We start from the raw sequence: 24,182 nt of genomic DNA, 5'->3' as shown, positions 1-24,182 counted from the left end.
ATTGTATGCCTTTCTTCTGTTTGTGATGAATAATATTTACAGTTCCAGTTTCAACCCATCATATGCCAGTTGCATATGTGAGGGTAATTCTGCATTGATAGCAGTATTTTTTCCCAACTGGTGGCTTATATGCGTAAAATATACTTCGGGTATCTGAAGTTCAGTAGCCAGGTCAACTGCCTCCTGCAAAGTAAAATGAGACAGGTGTGCTTCTTTCCGTAAAGTATTTAACACCAGTATTTTCGACCCTTTGATTTTTTCTTTCTCCCTCTCTTCAATTTTATTGGCATCGGTGATATAAGTAAAATCGCCAAAACGAAAACCCAGTACCGGCATTTTATGATGCAATACTTCCACCGGCAATACTGGTATATCACCAATTATAAACGGACTCTCATCGATGGTAATAAGTTTCACTTCCGGAACACCTGGATATTTGGTATCGGAAAAAGCATAATAATAATCGCGCCGCAATGCTTCCTCCGTTAGCCTGTTGGCATAAATATCCATCGGTTTCTTTGTAAAATAATTGTAGGCCCTTATATCATCCAATCCGGCCAGATGGTCTTTATGAGGATGCGTATACAGAACCGCATCCAGCTTACGGTTATTGATACGCAGCATCTGGTAACGGAAATCGGGTGTTGTATCTACCACAAGAGATGTTTGTGGTGATTGTACAAGAATACTGCTCCTTAAGCGTTTATCTTTTTTATCGGTTGAGGTACATACCGGGCAATCGCAACCGATCATGGGTACACCACTACTGGTACCTGTTCCTAAAAATTCTATGGAGAGTTTTGGAATGAACACAGGTCAAATCTATTGAAATATGGTCAGATCATAGTACCGTATTTCCCGCAAAAAATCAGGCTTCGGTAACAGATTTTCTCACCACTTCCTCATAGAGTTTTTGTGACTCTAATGTGAGCTTATCATAATCGATGGCGAGTTGTGGTATAATCTCCATCAATGTATTGATTCGACCCTCGATATTCAGGAACTTATTCAGTACTACAATACGTTTGGCTTCCAGCAGGCACCACCCACTTTGAAAAGTACCCCGCTCATAACGCACCACATATGCTGATTCTCCAAGAATATCTTCCAACTTGTCTAAAGTAGTTTGTGTGTATTTCATCCTGATTTTCTGTCGTTAAACATGAAACAATAACTGGGCAAATGTACCATTCAGGCAGGGTTTGGCGTTTGGCAACGGGGATTAGTTATTCACATCAAGCCGTCAGCTTCTGGCTCCTAGCTGCTAGCTGCCAGTCAGAAAACTACTAATAGCTAGAAGCTGGCAGCTCGTAGCTAGCAGCTTCATCCTACGACTTACTCACCATCTTAATAATCGGTACTATCATTTCTTCCAGGCTGATTCCGCCGTGCTGGAAGGTATTTCGGTAGTAGTTTACATAGTGATTATAATTATTGGGATAACAGAGAAAGCCATCTTCTTTGGCAAAGATGTAGGATGAATTTACGTTTGGCACCGGCAACCCCGCTTCTTTGGGATCCCTGAATGCCAATACATCCCTTGCTTCAAAATTAAGGTTACGGCCATGTTTATAACGGAGGTTGGTGGTGGTTTGTTTATCACCAATTACTTTATGCGGTGTTTTTACCCTTACACTGCCATGGTCGGTGGCCAATACCACTTTAATAGGCTTATCTGCTATTTTCTTTAAAGCCTGGTGTAATGGGCTATGTTCAAACCAGCTTTTGGTAAGACTGCGATAACTGGCTTCATCGCTTGCCAGTTCTTTCAGCACTTCCATTTCTGTTCGGGCATGGCTCAGCATATCTACAAAGTTGTACACAATCACATTCAAATCGTTCTGCATCAGGTTATGGATATTGTTTACCAGTTGCTGCCCGTCCTGGTGATTCAATATTTTATGATAACTCACTTTCAGATCATCTTTTTTCAGTCGCTTTAACTGTGCCCTGAAAAAAGTTTCTTCTTCAGTATTCTTCCCTCCTTCATCATCATCATTCTTCCACAATTGCGGAAACTGTTTCTCTATATCTATCGGCATCATACCGGCGAAAATGGCATTACGGCAATACTGTGTGGCAGTGGGCAGGATGGAATAAAAAGTTTCTTCTTCCAGTATCCTGAAACTCTCTGCAAATATGGGTTGTATGGCTTTCCACTGATCAAAACGGAGATTATCGATCAACACAAAAAAAGTAGGTACCCCTTTCTCCACATGTGGCAATACTTTAAACTGAAATAACTGGTGACTCATGATAGGAGACGCACTCGACTTGGGTGATATCCACGATGCATAATGTTTGCTGATAAATTTAAAAAACTCCGTATTGGCTTCCTGCTTCTGTGCCTGAAATACTTCACGCATTTCAGGGCTGTCGCTTTTCTCCATTTCCAGTTCCCAGTAAACGAGTTTCTTATAAATTTCCATCCACTGGTTAAAATCAGGATTGTCGTTCAGTGCCATAAACAGTTCCCTGAACTGTTGCTGGTATGCAGTGGTAGTGGTTTCTGCAACCAGTCTTTTATTATCGATAATCTTTTTTAAACTCAGCAATACCTGGTTGGGGTTTACAGGTTTAATCAGGTAATCACTGATCTGCCGGCCTATCGCCTCATTCATGAGGTTCTCGGTTTCATTTTTGGTGATAAGCACTACCGGTACATTTGCATTTACTTCTTTAATTCGTACCAATGTTTCAAGACCGGTTATGCCAGGCATGGTTTCATCCATCAGTACCACATCAACCAGGTTATTTTTTACGTATTCAATGGCATCAAAACCATTGGTTAATGTGGTAACAGTATATCCTTTTTGTTCAAGGAATATTTTTTGCGATTGCAGGCTTTCAATCTCATCGTCAACCCATAAAATGCTGGCTAGTGGCATAAGCAGTGCTTAATTGTTACAATCCCGTACAGACGGGATCAGTTCAAAATAATCAAATAAATGGTTATGAGTAACAATTTCCGATAGGCACTGGCTGTTTGAGGACAGCTTTATGGCGTAAATCTATTTCATTCCGGCATATCAATCATCTCTTTGTATTTTTGCCAACTGCCCCTGCGGCCGATTTAACAAATCAACAACAGGTATGTCTGAGCAAAAAAGAAAAATCATCAATGACCCGGTTTATGGTTTTATCACCATTAATCACCCATTGATATTTGATATTATTTCACACCCTTATTACCAGCGGCTGCGTCGTATCAAACAAATGGCCATGGCACAACTGGTATATCCCGGTGCCGTTCATACCCGTTTGCATCATTCATTAGGTGCCTATCATCTCATGGGTAATGCGGTAAATGAACTGAGGAGTAAAGGGATTGATATTTCAACAGAAGAAGAAATTGCAGTTAAAGCAGCCATCTTATTACACGATGCCGGACATGGTCCTTTTTCTCATGCACTGGAACATGTGGTTGTTCAGGGTGTACACCATGAACAACTGTCGTTACAGATTATGCAGAAAATGAACCGCGACCTGAACGAACAACTCTCACTTGCTATTGCCATTTTCACCGATCAATACCATAAACCCTTTTTACACCAGCTAATCAGTGGTCAGTTAGATGTGGATCGTATGGATTACCTGAGCCGCGACAGTTTTTTCTGTGGCGTGAGTGAAGGTGTAATTGGTTATGACCGTATTTTAAAAATGCTGACAGTACACAATGGTCAGCTGATGATTGAAGAAAAAGGTATTTACAGTGTTGAAAAATTCCTGGTGGCCAGGAGACAGATGTACTGGCAGGTTTACCTCCATAAAACAGTTTTATCGGCCGAAAAAATGCTGGTAAAAATATTGGAAAGGGTTCGCAGTATTTATACCCATAACGACAACGCATTACAAACCCAGTCGGCACTCGATTTTTTCCTCGGTAGTTTTGATGGACAAATGAATGATGAAACCCTCGATCTTTTCTGCTCCCTCGATGATCATGATATAATGCACGCATTGAAACGATGGGCCAAACATCCCGACAGGATATTGTCTCTATTATGTAATCGTTTTTTAAACCGTCAGCTCTACAAATCGAGGATACAGGCCGATACTTTTGACCATGATTTTGTAAGATCCAAAGAAAAGCAGGCTTCAGCACAGTTTGGCATTGCACTTGCAGATATTCACTATGTATGTTTTACGGGTGAAGCCACCAATACCCTTTACCAGACGGTTGATGAACGCATCAATATACTGTTCAGGGATGGTGAAGTGAAAGATATATCGCAGGTTGATAATGCCCTGATTCACCAAAACCTTTCTGCACCCGTCAAAAAAAATTACATTTGTTTATTGACGTAGTCGATAGTTCATGGTCCATAGTTAATTGACCATGGACCATGGACTATGGACCATGGACTATCGACTAAAGACTAAATCACGCTGTATGCAATTTACCGCTGCACAAATTTCAATGTTGATCAATGGCAAGCTTGAGGGAGATGCCAATATTGCTGTTACTTCTTTTGGAAAGATTGAAGAAGCCGTTGCCGGGCAGCTTTCTTTTCTGGCCAATCCTAAATATGAAGAATACCTTTATTGCACCAAAGCTTCTGTCATCATCATTAATGAAACATTAATTTTAAAGCAGGCGGTAAGCAATACCCTTATTCGTGTACCTGATGCTTATTCTGCTTTTGCTACACTGCTCGGTAAGTACCAGGAATTGGCTACACAACAGTTAACAGGTATACAGGAACCCAGTTATATTTCCAAGACTGCACAAATTGGCACAGGTTTTTTTATAGGCGCTTTTGCGCATATTGGTGAGCAGGTAAAAATTGGTAATAACGTAAAAATATTTCCCGGTGTAGTACTGGGTAATAATGTGCAAGTGGGTGATCATACGATTTTGCATGCAGGTGTAAAAATTTACCACGACTGCATAATTGCCGATCATGTGTTGATTCATGCAGGTACAGTTATTGGCAGTGATGGTTTTGGTTTTGCACCACAGGCAGACGGCAGTTTTAAAAAAGTGCCACAGATTGGTAATGTAATAATCGAAAGTCATGTTGAAATTGGCGCCAATACCACCATCGACCGTGCCACCATGGGCTCTACCATTATCAGGTCTGGTTCTAAAATCGATAACCTGGTACAAATTGCCCATAATGTAGAAGTAGGTTCTAATACCGTTATCGCCGCTCAAACAGGTGTAAGCGGAAGCACTAAAATCGGGAAGTCGGTAATGATTGGCGGGCAAACAGGTATTGCCGGACATATTACCATTGCCGATGGCAGCAAGATCAACGGGCAAAGTGGTATCACCAAAACCATCAAGGAACCCAACCGCACTTTAACCGGTACACCTGCCGATGATTTTACCCGCTCACTTCGTGCCCAGGCCCATCTTCGTAACCTTCCTGATCTGGAAAAAAGGGTTAAAGAACTGGAAAAATTGGTAGAACAACTGCTTGCCGACCGTGTAAATGCCTCCTAAAACATCAATTAAGCGCCTGAAATCTTATTTTTGCGCTATATTTTACATCATGGACTTGTGATGGATATCATTTATGCATCATAAGTACCGTTAGGAACCCAGTGGGTTCACCGGAAAAAACAACAGCATGGACAATAACTTCAATCCCGACAAACAACATACGCTTTGCAGTGCCGTTAGTATCAGCGGCACAGGTTTACATACCGGTGTTTTGGTTGATATGACCCTGAAACCCGCCAATCCGGGTTTTGGTATACAGTTTCAGCGTGTAGACCTGGCAGGTCAGCCCATCATTAAAGCCGACTGCGATCTGGTTACCGATACCAGCCGTGGTACCACTTTACAGGTAGGTGATGCCAAAGTAAGTACGGTAGAGCATGTACTTGCCGCATTGGTAGGTATGGGGGTTGACAATGTGTTGATTGAACTGAATGGCCCCGAAATTCCTATCATGGATGGTAGTTCTGCTCCTTTTATTGACCTCATTGGAAAAGCAGGTGTACTGGAACAGGAAGCGGCCAAAGCATGGTACAGCCTCGATGAAAATATTTATCATTACGATGATGCCAAGCGGGTGGAAATGGTAGCCCTGCCTTCACTCGATTACCAGATTACCACGTTGATTGATTTTAACAGCCCTGTTTTGGGTACACAGCATGCCGGCTTAAAGACCATTAAAGATTTCAAAACAGAAATAGCACCCTGCCGTACTTTCTGTTTCCTGCATGAACTGGAAATGTTACTTGATAATGATCTTATTAAAGGCGGCGACATCAACAATGCAATCGTAGTAGTGGACAAACCCATTACAGATGCAGAAATGACAAGACTTGCCAAAGTATTTAAACGCGATAAGATTGAAGTAAAAAGCGAAGGCTACCTCAATAACCTCGAACTCCGTTTTCCGAATGAGCCTGCACGCCATAAATTACTGGATGTGGTTGGCGATCTTGCACTGATTGGGTATCCTATCAAAGCAAGAATCATTGCTAACCGTCCGGGGCATAGCAGCAATGTGGAGTTTGCAAAAAAAATCAAACAGTACATCAAAAAGAACAAACATGTAAAAGATGTGCCTGTATACGATCCCACCATGCCTCCCATTTTTCCTTTGGAGAAGATTGAAAAAACATTACCACATCGTCATCCCTTCCTGCTCGTTGATAAAATCATTGAATTAACCGATACCCATATTGTAGGTGTAAAGAATGTAACATTCAACGAATGGTTTTTCCCGGGGCATTTTCCCGGCAACCCTGTTATGCCCGGTGTATTGCAGATTGAGGCACTGGCTCAAACAGGTGGCATACTTTGCATCAACTCTATGCCAGAAGGACAATACGATACTTATTTCCTCAAAATAGATAACTGTAAATTCAAACAAATGGTTCGTCCGGGTGATACCATGTTATTAAAGATGGAATTCACCGGACCCATACGCCGTGGTATCTGCGAAATGAGAGGTACCGTTTATGTTGGCGGCAAAGTGGCCACTGAAGCAGACCTGGTAGCACAAATCGTTAAAAGACCCTAATTCAATCCTTACCAATTTAATAACCGAACCCAGTTACAATGACGCATCCTTATACCTATATAGATCCCAATGCAAGGGTCGCTCCTAATGTAAAAATCGATCCCTTTACGGTGATCCACGGCGACGTACAGATTGGTGAAGGCACCTGGATTGGCAGTAATGTTACCATTATGGACGGTACAAGAATTGGCAAGAACTGTCGTGTATTTCCCGGCGCAGTATTGGGCGCTATTCCACAGGATTTAAAATTTTCCGGTGAAAGAACAACCGTTGAAATTGGTGATAATACCACCATCCGCGAATTTGTTACCATTAACCGTGGTACCACCGACCGCTGGAAAACCAAAGTAGGCAATAACTGTCTTATCATGGCCTATAGCCATATTGCCCACGATTGTTTAATTGGCGACAATTGCATCCTGAGCAACAGCGTTCAGTTAGCCGGCCACGTAGTAATGGGCGATTGGGCCTGGATAGCAGGTGTAAGTGCTGTTCACCAGTTTGTAACCATTGGTCAGCATGCTTATATTGCCGGAGGTAGTCTCGTAAGTAAAGATGTACCACCCTATATTAAAGCCGTGCGTAACCCGCTGAGTTATGGTGGAGTTAATAGCGTTGGTTTGAAAAGAAGAGGTTTTGAATTGGAGAAAATCAATCATATCCTGGATATCTATCGTATTATATTCAACAAAGGACTGAACACTTCTCAGGCGCTTGAATTTATTGAGGAAGAATTAACAGCCAGTGATGAAAGAGATGAGATCGTAACTTTTATCCGCGAAAGTGGAAGAGGTATTATCAAACGTTTTACCAAAGGCGCTACAGAAGAAGATTAAACCAACCTCATTATTTTATTCTCCCTCTATGCAGATTCAACTCTCGGATGCAGGTAAAAAATTTAACCGGGAATGGATATTTCGTGGGATCAATTTTAGTTTTCTACCCGGTACAGCCTATGCCATCACCGGACCGAACGGAAGTGGTAAAAGTACCCTCTTACAAGCCATAGCCGGCAGCCTGAACCTCTCTGCCGGTAAAATTAACTGGCAGGCCAACCATACCGCTGTACCTGATGACAAAATATATAATTACCTATCACTCGCAGCCCCTTATTTAGAGTTGATTGAAGAAATGACGGCCAGAGAATTCCTTCAGTTTCATGCATCTTTCAAACCGCTGATGCCTTCTGTAACTATTGATAGCGTATTACAATTGATTGGCCTGGAAAAAGCGGCCCATAAACAAATCCGTTATTATAGCAGTGGTATGAAACAAAGGGTAAAACTGGCACAGGCTGTTTTTAGTGATGTACCCTTATTATTGTTAGACGAACCCTGCACCAATCTCGATACTTCCGGTTATCAGTTATACCATCAACTGATCCTTGACTATTGCAGACAGAAAACAATTATTGTAAGCAGTAACGACCAGCAGGAAATTGATTTTTGCACGAAGCGAATACAGATTACAGACTATAAGTAAACAGAGGAATATTGAATATCCAATATCGAACTTCGAAATTTATTATTCGATATTGGATATTCGTTATTCCCTATTCCTTACTTCATCCACTGGAAATAGAAAACACTTCCTTCTCCCTGTGTTGATTCTACCCATATTTTTCCACCCTGTTCTTCCACGATAATTTTAAGGAGGTTTAAACCTATACCTGTACTATTGTCTCTTTGAGAAATATTACTGGTTGTTTCAAAGAGTTTGAATATCCGGTTTTTATCTTCTTCAGCAATACCGGGACCATTGTCTTTTACAAAGAATTCGTACAATATGTCTTTTTCCGTATAGCCAATCTGTATAAGTCCCTGTGGCTTGTCGTTGTACTTAATAGCATTACTCAACAGGTTTTGAAATACCTGCTCCAATTTTACCTTTTTCGTCATTACTACCGGAAACTGATTCAGTAATTGAATCTGTATATGTTTGGGAGGAAATAATAATGCCGATAATTGTTGTACCAGCTCATGTACATCTACTTCTTCAATCGTCTGCTGCGACAAACTGGTAGTTGAATATTCCAGTAATGCCATAATCATTTCCGAGAGTCGGTCCGATGCCTGATACACCATATCAATATTTTCCTTTACTTCCTCATTGGCTCGTACATAGGGGTCGCTCTTGATCAGTTCGAGCATCATAATGACTGAGGATAGCGGCGATTTTAAATCGTGCGATACTATGTATACAAATTTCTCTAATTGTTTATTGATACGATCCAGTTCTGCAAGTGCTGTTTTTAAACGGTACTGGTTAAAATACAATTGTTCAAACACATTTACTTTGGCACGTACCACGTTTATATCAAGTGGTTTCTGGAGATAATCAACGGCGCCTTCTGCAAACCCTTTTAATACATACTGCTCTTCCCTGCTGAGTGCCGTTACAAATATGATGGAGATATCTTTTGTTCTTGGGTTCGATTTTAATATCCGCGCCACTTCAAAACCATCCATTTCAGGCATTTGTACATCGAGCATAATAAGACCGATATGTTCATGCTTTAACACATGCTTCAGTGCTTCATTGCCAGATTGTGCGGTGATAAATTTACGCCCCTGTTTAAGTAATATTTCTTCCAACGACAACAGGTTTTCAGGTCTGTCGTCTACCAGAAGAATGGTGAAATCATGTTGTGGTATGGGGGGGATATTCATGTCAGACAGCAATATAATTATAATTCATGTAAGCGTTCTTTCATTTGATCTTCTGTGAGTACTTTGAGTTTATCAGAAAGAGCCATGGCTGCGGAGGGCATGGCAGGATATTCAGCAGTGGCTGGATCCTGCACCCAGCAATCGGCTCCAAGCTCAGCCAGCAGCGATAACCCTTTGGCACCATCGGCATTGGCGCCACTCAATAAAATGGCCAGCACTTTTGTTCCATAAACCAACGCAGCACTCTCAAAACTTACATCAATAGACGGACGGCTATAATGTATGGGATCGGAATAGTCAAGACTGAAACTCGCATCTTCTTCAAACAACAGGTGATAGTTCTGTGGGGCCAGGTATACTTTACCTGAACTGATACTTTGTTTGTCTTCGGGCTCGGTAATTTTTTTGATACCGGTTTCTTTCGACAATAATTTATCCAGCTCACTCACAACATTACGCATGCGATGAATGATGAGTACCACCGGAACCGGCTGGTCTTTTTTCAACGCTTTGAGCAGCGATACACAAACAGGTATACTGCCCGCTGAACCTCCAATAAGTATTATATCATATGCCTGTTCTTTCAAAACCATCAGTGTTTTTTCCTGAATAATTTAACTGCCGGATCAACCATCGTAAATTTCGACTTATGCTCTGAAAACAATAAACTCTCTTTCATCCCCAGGCCAAGAAAACCCAGTGAAGACAAGCTGTCGTAAAACAAACGAAGCACTTTATTCTGTAATTGTTTATTGAAATAGATCATCACATTTCTGCATAGAACGAGCTGAAACTCATTAAAAGACCGGTCGGTAACCAGGTTATGCTGCAGAAAAACCACTCTTTCCCTGATCTCTTTATTAATGAGTACATGATCGTATAAGGCCGTATAATAGTCGGAGAAATCGTTCGTGGCACCAGACTGTCTGTAATTTACGGTATACTCTCTCATATGATGCATGGGTAATACACCTGTGCGGGCTTTCTCCAGGTTAGCGGCATTGATATCAGTTGCATAAATTCTTGTGCGGTTCAGTAAGCCTGCTTCAAACAGGAGAATACATAAGGAAAAAACTTCTTCTCCTGTTGAACAGCCCGCATGCCAGATATTGATTTGCGGATAGGTAGCTAATACAGGCAATACTTTTTCGCGCAGCGATTTGTAAAACAGCGGATCACGGAACATTTCTGTAACATTCACCGTAATCGTTTCCAGAAAATGATTGAATGACACCACATCTCCTGCCAATAACTGAATCAGTGCTGTCCCGCTATTCACCTGCTTATCGTCCATGAACTTATGGATCCTTCTTTGCAAAGAGCTTTTTGAATAGCCTGAGAAATCGTACCCATACACATGATGAAGCATATGTAGCAACTGTTCAAACTCATGCGCTGCCAGTTCTGGCCTTCCGGGTATTACCATCCTGAATTCGTTTATTCTTCCGCTTATTTCATTAACCAAACACGCATCAACGATAATAGTTTTTGCATATCAACTGGCTTTGTAATATAATCTGAAGCACCTGCCGCTATACATTTATCCCTATCGCCGGCCATTGCTTTAGCCGTTAAGGCAATAATGGGCAGGTTATTCAACTTAAGGTCTTTCCTGATTCGCTGCATGGCTTCATAACCATCCATTTCGGGCATCATAATATCCATCAATACCAAATCGGTATCAGGATGTTTTTTTAACTGCTCCAAAGATTCACGTCCATCACTTGCTGCCAACACCTGCATTTTATTCGACTCAAGTACGGCACTCAATGCAAATACATTACGCATATCATCATCTACCACCAGTATTTTTTTGTTGATCAGTGTCCGGTCAGTTACAGCCGTTACCGGATGGCCGGTGGTTTTTGTATCTACGCCCTCCATTTTATGAAGAAAAAGTTCCAATTCATCCAGCAAACGGTTATTAGCCGTAACAGCACTTCTGATAATGATACCCGAAACTTTCCGGAACTCCATTTCATCAGCAGCTGTTATGTCTTCATCGAGGTGAATGATAATCGGTAATTTTTTATCGGAGAGATGCTGGTAAATATGTTTTGCCTCATCTAATTGTATGGAAGCACCGATATGAATAATCACACAGTCGTATTGCTGCTTTCCGATACTGGCTGCTGCTTCCGATACTGTTGCTACCTGCTCAAAATGCAGTTTATACTCTTTTTCAGCTGCAAGCTGGTGAAGATGATCTTCCTCAAAATGAACGGCAGAGATAATCAATACCTGTTTCAACCCTTTTCGAATATGGTCGCCCAGCATACCAAAAGCACGTTCAAGGGTATCCGTATCAATAGGTTTCTTCAGGTAGGCCATCACATCGGCCTGTTTAAAGCGGCTGTCATCGAAAGCCGATATAATATGTACAGGGGTATGTTTTAACTGTTCATCATTTCTGATATGTTTCAGAATGGTCCAGCCATCCATCACCGGTAACTGTATATCGAGGATAATGGCATTGGGTTTAAATTTTCTTGCATAATACAAGCCTTCATCTCCTTCCAGTGCAATTACTACCTGGTAACCTTTATGCCGTGCATAGTCGCGGATGATGGTGGCAAAATTTACATCATCCTCTATAATCAGCATCAGTCGTTCCCCTTTCTTCAGTTGTGCCTTATCATCTGCAACGGCTGTTTGTTCACGGATACTTTCAAATGGTAATACCGGATCGTTCAATAAAAAATCATCGGTATTTTCTTTTGTTGCATTGTTGGCTGTACCCGCAAATACCAGCGGTACTTCAAGGGTAAATACACTGCCCCTATTGGTTTCACTTTCTACAGCGATAGTGCCGCCCAGTAATTTCATCAGTTCAAGACTAATAGATAAACCCAAACCCGTGCCGCCATATTTTCTGCTGGTAGAACCATCTGCCTGCTGGAAAGCTTCGAAAATAAGTTGCTGCTTATCCTTGGGTATGCCAATACCTGTATCAGCTACACTGATCAATAATTTTTCGTCTGTGGCAGACATATGAAACCCTAACCTGATACTGCCATCCGAAGGTGTAAACTTAAAGGCGTTGGATAAAAGATTTTTAACCACCTGCTGCAGCCGCAATTTATCTGTTTGAATAGTGGGAGGTACGCCCTCACCCGCTTCCACCGTGAAATTGATTTTCTTTTCTGAAGCCACTACTGAAAACAACTGGGTAATATCCTGTGCTATCGATTCCACCGAAACATCTTCTATCAACAGATCCACCTTGCCCGATTCTATTTTGGAAAGATCAAGTATATCGTTGATCAGTTGTAAGAGATCGTTACCCGATTTATAGATAATATTGGCATATTCAACCTGTTTGGTATTGAGGTTCTGTGTATTGTTGTCAGACAGCAGCTTGGCCAGTATCAGCACACTATTAAGGGGGGTGCGCAGTTCGTGCGACATATTGGCCAGGAACTCCGATTTATACCTGCTGGTATTTTCCAGTTCTTTGGCTTTTAATGTGAGAGCATGACGGGCATTTTCAATGGCATCATTTCTTTCCTTCAGTTCGAGGTTAATCTGTTTCAATTCCTCTTCCTGTGTTTTTAATTCTTCTTCCGAAGCCTGGAGTTCTTCTGTCTGCCGGCTCAACTCATCATTTGTCTGTCGCAGTTCTTCCTGCTGTTCCAGTAATGCTTCTTTCTGTTCCTGGAGTTCATCGAGGAGTTCGTTAATTTTATCGCGTGACTGATATGAGTTAATGGCTGCAGAAAGAATATCGGAGCTGCTTTTTAACAATGAAATCTGTAGTTCAGAAAAAGTGGAAAAACAACCCAGCTCAATCAGTCCTTTTAATTCTTCGTTCATCCATAACGGCACATAAGCTATTTCTCCATTACCCGTAACCTGTCCGAGTGAAGATTCAACCTTCCAGTAATCGGGTGGAATATTTCTGATGATGGAAACCGTTTTTTCCAAAGCGGCATTACCTACTATTCCTTCGCCGATAACAAAATTTTTGCGCGAAGCTGCACTAACTGCTACCGAAGCTGAGGTAATGAGTTTGTTATTTTTTTTATCTACAAAATAAATAACCCCTGCCGGTACTTCCAGGTATTGCACAAGGGCGGTTATAATACGGTTGGCCAATTCCGAAGAACTGTCTACCACCTGTAAACGGTTATTGATATAACTCATCCCCTCCAGTACCCAGTTTTTTTCCTGTGCCATTTTACTGGCTTTTTCTGTTTCTTCGAGGGTTGCCTGTAAACGGAGACCAGCTTTGTAGCGGCTTTTGAGGGTTTGAATAACGGCATTAATCAGTAAAAGCACAACGATCATTAAAACGCTGATGCCGATATATAAAATGAGTTTGGTTCTGTCGTTATAACCTGCAACGATGGCTTCTCTTTTAATGAGCAGATCCTCTTCATTAATTTTTATTTTTTCCAGTTGCCTGTAAATATGTACCATTCTTCCTTCTTCCAACATTACTATTCTGCGGAAAGCATCCACCGGCATATTCGGACTAACTTCTCCATCTGTTCTCCAGTAACGCATCAAATCTGTTACCATTGAATCGAGCACTATAACATTTTCAACCTGGCGGGCATTGTCTTTTACAAGTTCACGTAAATCGACAAGACGGTTGGGGATAAAACTGGCACCCTTTTCATAGACATCCATATCATGCGCTTCACCGGTAACCCAGTAAGACCTTCTGCCACCCCTGATCTGCATAATTGAAAAACGCACATCTCTTACATAGGAAATGGCTTTATGTGTATGACGAACCAGGTCCGACTCTTTTGCCTGTTTGTCGAGAGAATCAATGGTTATAAACCCTACGAGGAACACCAATAAAACTGCAATACCTAAACCGGAGTACAATCGGAGGGGCAGGGAGCGGATCATGAATAAGAATTGAATTTTAAATGATCTTGTAAGATAGGTAAATAAATGATTGTCAATGCTTACCCTTTCCTGCCAGTAAGAAAATTTATCCAGAGTGAATAATCATTTATGTTTACCAGCAGCAGGTCATTGCTCATCGCCTGTTGTGTCACTCAGTTCAGCGTTCTGGTTGCTGTTCGGCTTTTTTGTAGTTTCAAACATGAGTAACTCTACCTATAAACGACAATACCATCCATATATTCCTCTTGCTTTTCATTTGTCCATTTTGCCTGAACAAGCTTTACAACAAGTACCGAGATCTACCAGACATTACTGGCGTAAAAAAGATATTCAACAGCTAACAGGATATGAATATGTTATCGGACAACAAGACGTCTTGTCTACCTTATCGCTCATCGCTTCCAACAAACATTTATTGGCTGTTAACAGAGCTCTTCTGAAAATAAGAGCCATAAGCCGCTATATCAGTAAAAATATACAGGGCATCAAATTGGTGAGAATACCTATTATTAACTGCCTTATGAAACAGGTCAGCAGTATTATTCCTTTGATGGGGTTACGAAAAACTTTACGCTGGTGCAATTTTTCCTATGCACAATGGCGGCGATTACTGAACAAACAACTTTGTGCCAGATCTCCTTTTCAGTTATGCAGAAAAAAGCACCCGGCGCAATTACTCAACAAAGAAATCAATGTACTTACCAACACTTGTATTGACCCCGCTTATACCGCTTGGCCGCTTTCTTCTATTTATCACCAACTCATCCGAGCAGGACAACTCTATTGCTCACTAAGCAGTTTTTATAAATATTGCGCAAAATTGGTGAGCAGACCCGTACTGCCCAAAAACAGAAGAAAAAATCATTGTACCGGCATCAGAGCCGAAAATCCTTTACAGATACTACATGCCGATATTACCCTTTTCAGAACAGCAGATGGTGCCATTTCCTATATCTACTTTATACAGGACAATCGTTCAAGGAGCATACTCCAATATGCAGTTTCTAATCAGAAAAAAGCATCAACGCTTATTGAACTGATCAGAAATGTATATCATCAATATCTGGTTCCATCCTCTTCTCCACTTACCCTGCTTACAGATGGAGGATCCGAGAACCAGTATGTGAAACAACATTTTGCTAACGTAGTCCCTCCATTAGAACACCTGATTGCACAAAAAGATATCCTCTTTTCCAATGCCATGATTGAACACCTCAATAAAACCATTAAATACCGTTATCTCTATCAGCAACAGATTAATAACCTGCAACATTTAGAAAAAATACTGGAACAGGCCGTTCACAACTACAATAACAGACCCGTTCATATACTTAATGGACTTACTCCACTTGAAGTATTAAATAATAATGCCCCTGACTTAAACCATACCAAAGAAAATATTCAAAAAGCCATAAGAAACAGAATCAACATCAATAAAGCGGGCGACTGCTGTCTGTAATTACTGCCAGTAACTCCAACCGACTAACAGTTTTCAAAGTACCACAGACCTATTTTCATTAATCCCCCGTTTACACTACCCCCTTTTTGTATTTGTCCAAATATTTGACCGTTTTTATTAAGGAAAAACGTGGGTGTTGCACCCCCGCAGATGCCTCTCCGAGAGACATTGCGACAAACTGCTTTTGGGTTGAAAACTCTGCGAAGAAGGAAAAACCACCCCGTTTTGGAGTGGTTGTTGTGAAAAAAAAATTTCCTATTACCTTTTAACTGATCGGCTTTTTTTCCATTGTAAAATACTAATGAGCAAGCCCCCAAAACCTAGTACAGCTAATGAGATAAAGCTAATCATAGCAGATTCATTTGGACGCAAAACAATTTCTGATCCATTTAGATACTTCATATCAATCATCTCACCTACGGAATGGAGTTGGCAGAAATTCCCTCTTGTTGATTTATTGTAAAAAACACCTTCGTAACTGTATATTACATTGTAATTTACTCTTGCACCGATACATGTTTTAGGAAGTTGCTCAATTCTCATTTTAACAATACTACCATTCTTTTCAACTTTTAATTTCTCGTAAGTGCTAGGAATTAAAAAAATTGAACCCACAAAAAAAATGAGACCTGCAAAGAATAAAAATTTCATTTTGTTACATTTATTGTCTTTGAATTAGTAAAGGCTTTCTTACCACAGTGTTATCCGCTACAGGTCTATTGCTTGGTTGAATAACTACAGGCTGACCAGTCGCATTAACAACTCCCTGAGCTGTATTTGCCACAACATTTCCCGCAGCTTGTTTTACCGCCGCATTTGTGGTATTCTGTTTAACCAATTTATCTTGAAGCGTGTTAACTGCATTTGCCCTACCACTGCTATTTGGGTCTCCTGCTGCTACTCTTTCTGCACGGTTTAACTGCTTTTCAGTAGTCGAAATGGACGAAGGTGAGTTAACTTTGATATTTTCAGTAATCTTACCTGCCACCTTATTAACAACCACATCACTTACGGTAGTTGATAATGAAACATTGCCACTTTGATTATATTGTTTTGCAACTGATTCTGCAGCATCAATTGTAGTGTTTACACCTGCAACTACTAATTTAGCCGCTGCACCTTTAGGCACAAAGGCAGATACGCCACTTGTTGCTGCACCTGCAACTGCTGAAATTCCAATTGCATTTACATCTACATTAGTCAACGACTTCCCAAATGATTTCCCTTCAATTAAGTTTGATGCAACCTGAGTAGCATATTCTACTGCACCCCCAACTATAAATCCGACAATGCAAGATGGACAATCACCTTTAGGATCATCAAACTTAATAGGATTATTAAAGTTTGAAGCATAAGGGCTCCAACTTTCCATGTCCCACTCAATCTTCGGATCAACCTGCCACCATCTACCAGTTTGAGCATCTAAATTCCTAAAGAACGCATCATAAGTATTCAGTCCCAAATCTTCATTCAACTCAATTCCATTGTACTCATACTTATTATCAAGTTTACCTGCAGCCTTACTACTAATCCCCGCCATTGTCAACCCGAATGGATAATAATGCGTCTCCTCCAACAATGCCCCCCTCACATGCGTTACCTGCAGATTATCAAAGAACACATCAACGTTAGGTGTTTCGTTGCTTACGTAAATATACAAATATCCATTTTTTGTAACAGGCAGGTTGCTTAATATATGTTGTTTTAGTTCCTGGTCTGCACCTACCTGGTCAAATCCACTACCTCCTCCCACATATTTAAATTGCTCATCAAATAATACCCAGTTTACATAGGCTTTGGGTTTGGTACTGCTGTACGACTGGGTATTCAGCATATCCGTCATACCCGGACTTAGCGTACCATTGCCAATCAACTCTCCAGCCGTGTATTTACCTGCTGCTGACTGTGCCACACCACCTGCCAATGCTGCCACCAGATCGCTTAACGGACTCACAGGACTTCCGGGGGTTACACCATTTAAACGATACCAGCTTTTGGCATGAATATTCACTTTATCGCCGCTCATTACTTTCAATACCATACTACTACCTAGCTTGGTGCCATTACCATTCAGTTTGTGGATATAATCGTTCGGATCGGTATATGTGTCGCTCGGATATCCGGCCACTGTATTCTTGTGTACACGGGTGCCGGCATCATCCGGTATCGTATAATATAGTTTCTCACTGTTCAATGTCGCCGCTTCTAATGATGCCACGGGATAGGCATCGGTTTGCTGTTCTTCCGTGAGTACCATACGGGTGTTCCCCAAATGATCTTTTACAAAATAATCATACACATAACTGCCGTCCGTCTTCCGGCGTATACGGCCTTCTTCATGACCAAAAAACTGTAATACATCATTCTCATATACATACCCCCCCAGATAAGCTGTATTCGTTGTTTTTGAAGCAGGACTTGTTTCTATTGTTTGTTTTTCGAGTTTATTACCGGTTGCATCGTATATGTATTTAATCGTTCCCTTTCCTGCTACCGTTACCAAATAAGGCAGGTTCAGGTGATTATACGTAATGCTGCTGATGTCTTTATTCTTATCGGTAATCAGGTTACCATTTACATCATAACTATAATCGTCTGTTCCTGTGTACTTATTCGTAAAATCGCCTAATTTCTGATCAGCAGTAACAGCATCATTTACGTAGGCCAGTTTATTACTCAAACTGTTATAACTGTAACTAAGGTTATCAATTACCAGACTGCCTCCGGCTTTTACCCCATATTGCAACATCGCTTTTATATTGCCATTGGCATCATAGGCACTGCTATGTGTACTGCCATCTCCCATCTGCATACTAAAATTGAGATTGGCTGTTTTATTCCAGCTACTGCTGGTGTATTGATTAAAATCGCCAAACAGTATTCTATTTGCTTTATCGTAGCCATAACCAAATGCTCTTCTTTCACCATCTCCCTTACTGCGCCACTGTGCTCCACTTATATTACCATTGTACTGATTGCTCTCAAAACCATAATCATAGTTTAACTCCATGCCAAACCATGCACTATTATTAGCAGCATTACTGTAGTTTTTATTCATCCCCTGTAACCAGCCCCGTATATTGTATTCATATGCCTGCAATTCCATTTCGGTGCTTGTGCCATATTGCTGACCCAGTTTTTTTTCTTTCAACTGTCCTAATTCATCATAACTGTTACGGGCAAGGTAGCGGGTGGTATTACCATCATCATTCAATGTCTTTTTAACATCCAGTAAACGACCTGCATGGTCGTATAACATATTGGTTTTGGTTCTCAGCGTTTGACCTGCTGCTGCATTGTTGTGTACCTGATAACTGGTAATGAGTTTACCCGTAAAATCGTATCGCATGGTGGTAATATCGGTACCTCCTTTATGGTTGGCAGACTGGCTTTGCAGTACCCGGGCTTTATCATCGTAAAATGTAACGGTTTCTAACCAGTCGCCCTGACTCAGGTCATCCGGGTTTTTGAGTATCCTTACTTGGGTACCTGTTACCTGCCCTCTGGTTAGTTTACTTGAAGTACCCGGCAGTGTTTCTGCATAACTGTTACCACCCGCATCTATTGAACTGTTATGCGTGGTCTGATAGGTTTTGTTTGTAAAACCATACTCATCGTAATAGGTATGGGTTAGTGCAATAAAATTGGCCCCTGACGGAAAAGGATCATAATTGAGTAAAATGGTGCTGGTACTCTGTATGGCTGGCCCAATATAGGTTTCAAAGTTTTCATTGGCCGAATTAAATTCACCTGTAAACTGTATCTCTGTTACAGCACGATAAGCCGGTTGTCCGGCTACCGGCTCATGCAGGTATAATATATCCGGCGCACTGAAATTAACGGTTACTACTGTGCTTTGTGCTGCAAGAAAACGGGTATCGAGCAGGTTCTGTAAAGCATCACGGGTACCTGAATAGCTGATCATACCTGTTGCTACGGGTCTGTTTTGTTCATCATACAGTGTCGCCAGCCATTGGTTGCGGCTGCGCATATTGGCATCCTGTGTATATGCCAGTCTGTCTCTTTTATCATATACCATATATACCCATCCGGCGCCAGGTACTTTTTTGGCAATCATACGGTTATAGCCATCGTATTCATAACGGAAGCTCTGTTCATTGATGGCATCGGTATTGAGTGTCCAACCATTCGCAGCCATATATGCTACTGCCTCGGGTTGAATCACGTAACGTAATGAACCAAAATCGTCGTACACATAATAAGTACATAGCCAGCCGCTATGGCTGTCTGAAGGAGAACTGTCTGTCTGCACTTTTTTCAGAATTACTTTTCCTTCTTTGTCTTTGTATTCTGCTACTTTGTTACCTGCTTCATCAATGGTATGGGTTTCATATAATTCTCCGGTTCCGTATATACTGGAAGATGCAGGAATATTGGTACTTACATCATTATTACTGTAGGTGAGCGAGCTGGTTCCGATATTCCAGATTCGCACAGCATCATTCGCATCATTTAACCGATATTCCATACTTACTCCTCTGTTACTTCCACCCCAACTGTTACCCGCTGCCAGTGTTTTGGTAACACGATTTAAGGGCGATGCCTCAAACCTTGTTTCACTGTAGTAAATAGATTCACCTGAATATTGGGTACCCATAAATGAAGACTGTTCACCAAAAGAATTTAGTTTGAAATTACCATTATCGGTTGTTGATACATAGGGCAGGTACTTATACACTTCTCTTCCAAAAGCATCATATACCAGTGGGCTTACTATATCTTTTAGCATTGGGCTGGCCTGTTTCATCACTGTTTGTAAAGGGCGGCCAAGTCCATCCAGAAACTGGGTGGCTTGTTTTACCTGTGTATAACCAGCACTGTTAAAAGTACCGGGGTCGGTAATAGGTGCCACAGCTTCACGGGTGCGTACATAGTTTACCAAGACCCCGCTACTGTAAGCAGACGGAGTGCCTGCTGCTGTAGCAGCAGGGCGTGTACTACCGTTGGGTTTGTTGGTTTGTGCATCACTGTTTAAGCCACTTAATAACAATACGATAATTGATACTTTACCCGCTATATATTGTAACCTTTTCATCGGTTTTATTTTTTTGTGTCTGAATTAAAAATGCCTTATTGCGCTTCTTTGTATTTGTATTCAAATGTTTTCTGGATATTTTTATCCATATCTCTAATGCGCAATAGTCTGCTAAACGCATCGTATTCATAATAAGTAATCCGGTTATTGGCATCACACTGGCTTGTCATGCCGATTAAAGGATCGTAGGTATAAGTGGTCATTTGTGCGTTTACCGGATACAATCGCAACTCATCTATTACTGCACTGCCACTGAGGGTTACACTTGTTACTCCCGTAATGGTGGTCTGATAAAGTGTCCATCCGTTTTTAGACATTAGTGCGGTACCTCCTGCACTTACAGCCCCCCCTGCTGCATCGTGTTTCCAGTAAGTGAGTATATAGGAAGTGCCACTTACTAAACCTGTTCGCTGGATATTTCCATTACTTAACAAATACGCTTTGTTACCCGTAATACCCTGATAAGTTGTTATAATACCAGAAGAACCATAATCCCAGTTACCTGTTTCGGTGGCTTCAAATGAACTGTAACTCACCGACCCATAATCGGCATTGGTGGCTTCAGCAACAGGGTATGTCTGGTTATGCGCCCAGAGGTAAGCAGACTTTATATCATGTACTTTTTGTTGCTCGAGCATATTACCGGCAGCATCGTAGTGGTTGATGCGGAATATGGGTTCATAGGTTTGACTGATTCTGTTATACCTGTCTACACCTTCTGTTAAAAGAAGCGTACCCGCATTATACCATTTATATAAAGTTTTGTCTCCAGCTATAAGGTTGCTATTATTCAGATTTGTACTCTCAACAACATAGTTGACCATATTTTTGGCAATCATCTGATCGTAAATAGTGGTGCCTACAAAATCCTGAGGATACTTTTTTTGCAGTGTGATGGTCTGTCCTTTACTATTGGTGGTTGTGGTTCGGTTAGAGAAAAAATAAGCCGCATTATCGTAATAATAATTTTTTACTACCGCGCTTGATAGTCCGTTTTCGTAAGTGGTTTCAGTGGTTTTGTTTAATTGACTTCTGCCGTATGCCATATAGTATGCACGGGCTGAATATAATTTTTGGTTGTACGTATCCTGGTTGTCCCAATATAAAAGACCTGCTATCAGGTTACGTGACTGCGCATCATTCTGATGTATAAAAGTAAAATCCTGGTATTCATTTTCTACAACCTTTAGTAATTGGTCTGAACTATTGTAAAAGGATTCTTTTAAAGATAAACCCTGTGCCCAGTCAAGATCCTGCTTTTGTACAAAGGGAAAATTATCTTCATGAACAAATGTGCTGTTAAAGGCACTAAACTCATGTACGGAATAGCCATTATTCGTGCTGTTATTGGTCATTTCAACTTTAACCCTTGTATAAATGACCGGACTTCCGTTAAAATAAGATAAAGACTGAGTAGGGTTTGCCTGTTGGTTTAAGTGATATATTTTATACGGTAAAACAGGTGGCATAGCAAATGGATCCTGAATATATGTGGTAGTCCAATAGTAAGTTGAATTCGGCATAGTTTGAATTCGTCCGGATGATGTATTATCTGTTTTAAGGTACTTGTACTCTTTTACCAGCTTCGAATTATCGATGGCATTATAATCTTCTGTTTTTTTAACCCTTAAACCTCCAATAGACACTTCAACACCATTATTATAGCCTTTATTACTTTCATAGTCGAGTGTAGTATAGCCACCCGTTGGATAAGTTATTTTTTCAAGTACCCATGCTTTTGTATACTGTTCAGATACAAGACTTGATCCAAAGAAAAGTGTAAAACTTCCCGAAGGCGACGGCACACTTACACTGGTGCCAGACCCCATACCTGAAGTATAGTAACCCCAGGCATCTTTTTGAAATGAATTACGTGTCGGCAGCGCTGTACTGTTATACTCAAAAGTATAGGGTGGTATTTGTTCACTATCCTTCACCTGCTGTACAGAAAGTAGTTTTAGTCTTTTATAATAATCATTGGGTGAATAAGGTACGGTGCCACCTGATGGAGAATTGAAATAATCATAACTTAACACAAACTGCTTTTCAAAATTCCCATTCTGAATCCTGATACCTGTTAAAGCTTTATCGCCTGCAAAATCAGCCCTTGATAAGTTATAGTCAAATAATACCTGCGTTGCATCAGGCAGCACAATAGAGCTGATTTTCTTTTGATCAATGGTTTCAATCGCCATATAAGAATAGGTTCCCTCAGTAGACTGTGTGCCCAATGTCCAGGTTGTTCTGTAACTATGGGAGAAGCTACCCTCATATATTAACTGTTCAGCATTACCTGTATAATTAAAAACAATCTCTTTATTACTGTCTGCTGCTACAATTTTTTTGATATACCAACTGCTGATATAAATAGGAGGCACAGGTGGTGCTGACCCTAAAATGCTGTTGGCGGAAGTCCATTCCTTTTCATTAAAATAATATTTATTGCCGCTTTCGTCGGTAATAATAAATTCAGTTATATATAATGGCGAACTATTAAATGAGTAAGTAATTTTGATATTACTTTGAGAAACCAACTGAATTTCTCCATTCTTTTTAAAATAGAATTTACCGGCTATATTACCTACGCTGAACTGAAAAATATCGCACTCACCGTCGAGTTCTCCTTCTGCAATGTTTTTAACCGTTAAGTAATCGCCCGAGTTATCATAACATATTCCATTATTAATACTGGTTGAAGAGCCGGGCTCGGTATATGCATAGTCGAAATTTGCAGTAAAAAAATTAGGCAGGTTACCTGTATGAATATAACCATAGGGCATGTCATCAGGCCTTCCGCGCATTGACCTTGATACTACTCCACCCGCACTCAATGACCAACCTAAACCAACATTCGATGCCATATCATCCACCTTATGTCCACCGGCATGATAACGAAGTGACACATCAAGACCAAAACCGTTACTACTTCCCTTATAGGCATATATCGGAACAGACACCGATGGTATTCCTGTACTAAGCGAAACCGGTATTTCCCCAAATTTACCAATTGCTGATGCATTGGGTGAGGGAGCAATAGGCGACTTTTTCAGTTCTTGTGTAGTACCTACTTCACCGCCTCCCTGAGCTATTACCCTGGCTAAACAGAGCATCATACATACTGTTACAGCTATTTTTTTCATAGTATTGATTTCAAT

General features: G+C 40.9%; 16 protein-coding genes. 6 read left to right on the top strand and 10 right to left on the bottom strand.

Going from position 1 to position 24,182, the window contains the following annotated elements; genetic code table 11:
• Positions 1–36 precede the first annotated feature (36 nt).
• From KXJ59_RS06600 to KXJ59_RS06590, 3 genes are all read right to left on the bottom strand, one after another.
• Positions 37–813 carry an MBL fold metallo-hydrolase gene (locus tag KXJ59_RS06600; protein ID WP_295202335.1) on the bottom strand — a complete coding sequence of 259 codons (777 nt, stop codon included), beginning with the start codon at positions 811–813 and terminating at the stop codon, positions 37–39.
• A gap of 55 nt (positions 814–868) precedes the next feature.
• On the bottom strand, positions 869–1,141 hold the full coding sequence (locus tag KXJ59_RS06595; protein ID WP_295202334.1) for a hypothetical protein: 273 nt from the start codon (positions 1,139–1,141) through the stop codon (positions 869–871).
• Positions 1,142–1,328: 187 nt separating this feature from the next.
• Entirely contained in the window at positions 1,329–2,888 is a 1,560-nt protein-coding gene (locus KXJ59_RS06590; RefSeq protein ID WP_295202333.1) for a response regulator, read from the bottom strand.
• Between the two features lie 205 nt (positions 2,889–3,093).
• On the opposite strand from KXJ59_RS06590, the gene KXJ59_RS06585 reads away from it, so the two are divergent.
• The 5 genes from KXJ59_RS06585 (at position 3,094) to KXJ59_RS06565 (ending at position 8,465) form a co-directional block, all read left to right on the top strand.
• Positions 3,094–4,308, top strand: a complete 1,215-nt coding sequence (locus tag KXJ59_RS06585; protein WP_295202331.1) for an HD domain-containing protein — start codon at positions 3,094–3,096, stop codon at positions 4,306–4,308.
• Positions 4,309–4,393: 85 nt separating this feature from the next.
• A complete protein-coding gene (gene lpxD / locus KXJ59_RS06580; protein ID WP_295202329.1) occupies positions 4,394–5,449 on the top strand; it encodes a UDP-3-O-(3-hydroxymyristoyl)glucosamine N-acyltransferase in 1,056 nt (351 codons plus the stop codon).
• 127 nt (positions 5,450–5,576) lie between these two features.
• Positions 5,577–6,983 (top strand): bifunctional UDP-3-O-[3-hydroxymyristoyl] N-acetylglucosamine deacetylase/3-hydroxyacyl-ACP dehydratase, encoded by a 1,407-nt coding sequence (locus KXJ59_RS06575; RefSeq protein ID WP_295202327.1) that lies wholly within the window; start codon positions 5,577–5,579, stop codon positions 6,981–6,983.
• A gap of 38 nt (positions 6,984–7,021) precedes the next feature.
• Positions 7,022–7,819, top strand: coding sequence for an acyl-ACP--UDP-N-acetylglucosamine O-acyltransferase (lpxA, locus tag KXJ59_RS06570; protein ID WP_295202326.1), 798 nt, complete (start codon positions 7,022–7,024; stop codon positions 7,817–7,819).
• Between the two features lie 28 nt (positions 7,820–7,847).
• Complete coding sequence (locus KXJ59_RS06565; protein ID WP_295202324.1) at positions 7,848–8,465, top strand: ABC transporter ATP-binding protein; 618 nt, start codon at positions 7,848–7,850, stop codon at positions 8,463–8,465.
• 77 nt (positions 8,466–8,542) lie between these two features.
• Here the strand turns inward: KXJ59_RS06565 and KXJ59_RS06560 are convergent, their stop codons facing one another.
• The 4 genes from KXJ59_RS06560 to KXJ59_RS06545 are packed head-to-tail and all read right to left on the bottom strand — an operon-like array spanning position 8,543 to position 14,512.
• Complete coding sequence (locus tag KXJ59_RS06560; protein ID WP_295202322.1) at positions 8,543–9,652, bottom strand: response regulator; 1,110 nt, start codon at positions 9,650–9,652, stop codon at positions 8,543–8,545.
• Between the two features lie 17 nt (positions 9,653–9,669).
• Positions 9,670–10,245, bottom strand: coding sequence for a chemotaxis protein CheB (locus KXJ59_RS06555; protein ID WP_295202320.1), 576 nt, complete (start codon positions 10,243–10,245; stop codon positions 9,670–9,672).
• Complete coding sequence (locus tag KXJ59_RS06550; RefSeq protein ID WP_295202318.1) at positions 10,245–11,078, bottom strand: protein-glutamate O-methyltransferase CheR; 834 nt, start codon at positions 11,076–11,078, stop codon at positions 10,245–10,247. The genes KXJ59_RS06555 and KXJ59_RS06550 overlap by 1 nt, the downstream gene beginning before the upstream one ends.
• A 23-nt stretch (positions 11,079–11,101) precedes the next feature.
• Positions 11,102–14,512 carry a response regulator gene (locus KXJ59_RS06545; protein ID WP_295202316.1) on the bottom strand — a complete coding sequence of 1,137 codons (3,411 nt, stop codon included), beginning with the start codon at positions 14,510–14,512 and terminating at the stop codon, positions 11,102–11,104.
• Positions 14,513–14,711: 199 nt separating this feature from the next.
• Between KXJ59_RS06545 and KXJ59_RS06540 the strand changes: the two genes are divergently transcribed.
• The gene (locus tag KXJ59_RS06540) at positions 14,712–15,971 is read left to right on the top strand and encodes an integrase core domain-containing protein (RefSeq protein ID WP_295202314.1); all 1,260 of its coding nucleotides are present in this window, start codon (positions 14,712–14,714) and stop codon (positions 15,969–15,971) included.
• A gap of 258 nt (positions 15,972–16,229) precedes the next feature.
• Here the strand turns inward: KXJ59_RS06540 and KXJ59_RS06535 are convergent, their stop codons facing one another.
• The 3 genes from KXJ59_RS06535 to KXJ59_RS06525 are packed head-to-tail and all read right to left on the bottom strand — an operon-like array spanning position 16,230 to position 24,167.
• Positions 16,230–16,622, bottom strand: coding sequence for a hypothetical protein (locus KXJ59_RS06535; RefSeq protein WP_295202312.1), 393 nt, complete (start codon positions 16,620–16,622; stop codon positions 16,230–16,232).
• A 10-nt stretch (positions 16,623–16,632) separates the two neighbouring features.
• Positions 16,633–21,027, bottom strand: coding sequence for a DUF6443 domain-containing protein (locus KXJ59_RS06530; protein ID WP_295202310.1), 4,395 nt, complete (start codon positions 21,025–21,027; stop codon positions 16,633–16,635).
• Positions 21,028–21,062: 35 nt separating this feature from the next.
• Complete coding sequence (locus KXJ59_RS06525) at positions 21,063–24,167, bottom strand: hypothetical protein (RefSeq protein WP_295202308.1); 3,105 nt, start codon at positions 24,165–24,167, stop codon at positions 21,063–21,065.
• Between the last annotated feature and the right edge of the window lie 15 nt (positions 24,168–24,182).

This window comes from Sediminibacterium sp., from assembly GCF_019264485.1.
Classification (GTDB): Bacteria; Bacteroidota; Bacteroidia; order Chitinophagales; family Chitinophagaceae; genus Sediminibacterium.
The sequence above is the reverse complement of the archived record's forward strand: the minus strand, read 5'-3'. Positions and strand labels throughout refer to the sequence as shown.

Excerpts from the sequence above, each read along its gene's own strand:
- KXJ59_RS06595 (WP_295202334.1), bottom strand. The coding sequence starts at position 1,141 with ATGAAATACACACAAACTACTTTAGACAAGTTGGAAGATATTCTTGGA.
- KXJ59_RS06590 (WP_295202333.1), bottom strand. The coding sequence starts at position 2,888 with ATGCCACTAGCCAGCATTTTATGGGTTGACGATGAGATTGAAAGCCTG.
- KXJ59_RS06585 (WP_295202331.1), top strand. The coding sequence starts at position 3,094 with ATGTCTGAGCAAAAAAGAAAAATCATCAATGACCCGGTTTATGGTTTT.
- lpxD (WP_295202329.1), top strand. The coding sequence starts at position 4,394 with ATGCAATTTACCGCTGCACAAATTTCAATGTTGATCAATGGCAAGCTT.
- KXJ59_RS06575 (WP_295202327.1), top strand. The coding sequence starts at position 5,577 with ATGGACAATAACTTCAATCCCGACAAACAACATACGCTTTGCAGTGCC.
- lpxA (WP_295202326.1), top strand. The coding sequence starts at position 7,022 with ATGACGCATCCTTATACCTATATAGATCCCAATGCAAGGGTCGCTCCT.
- KXJ59_RS06565 (WP_295202324.1), top strand. The coding sequence starts at position 7,848 with ATGCAGATTCAACTCTCGGATGCAGGTAAAAAATTTAACCGGGAATGG.
- KXJ59_RS06560 (WP_295202322.1), bottom strand. The coding sequence starts at position 9,652 with ATGAATATCCCCCCCATACCACAACATGATTTCACCATTCTTCTGGTA.
- KXJ59_RS06555 (WP_295202320.1), bottom strand. The coding sequence starts at position 10,245 with ATGGTTTTGAAAGAACAGGCATATGATATAATACTTATTGGAGGTTCA.
- KXJ59_RS06550 (WP_295202318.1), bottom strand. The coding sequence starts at position 11,078 with ATGGTAATACCCGGAAGGCCAGAACTGGCAGCGCATGAGTTTGAACAG.
- KXJ59_RS06545 (WP_295202316.1), bottom strand. The coding sequence starts at position 14,512 with ATGATCCGCTCCCTGCCCCTCCGATTGTACTCCGGTTTAGGTATTGCA.
- KXJ59_RS06540 (WP_295202314.1), top strand. The coding sequence starts at position 14,712 with ATGAGTAACTCTACCTATAAACGACAATACCATCCATATATTCCTCTT.
- KXJ59_RS06535 (WP_295202312.1), bottom strand. The coding sequence starts at position 16,622 with ATGAAATTTTTATTCTTTGCAGGTCTCATTTTTTTTGTGGGTTCAATT.
- KXJ59_RS06530 (WP_295202310.1), bottom strand. The coding sequence starts at position 21,027 with ATGAAAAGGTTACAATATATAGCGGGTAAAGTATCAATTATCGTATTG.
- KXJ59_RS06525 (WP_295202308.1), bottom strand. The coding sequence starts at position 24,167 with ATGAAAAAAATAGCTGTAACAGTATGTATGATGCTCTGTTTAGCCAGG.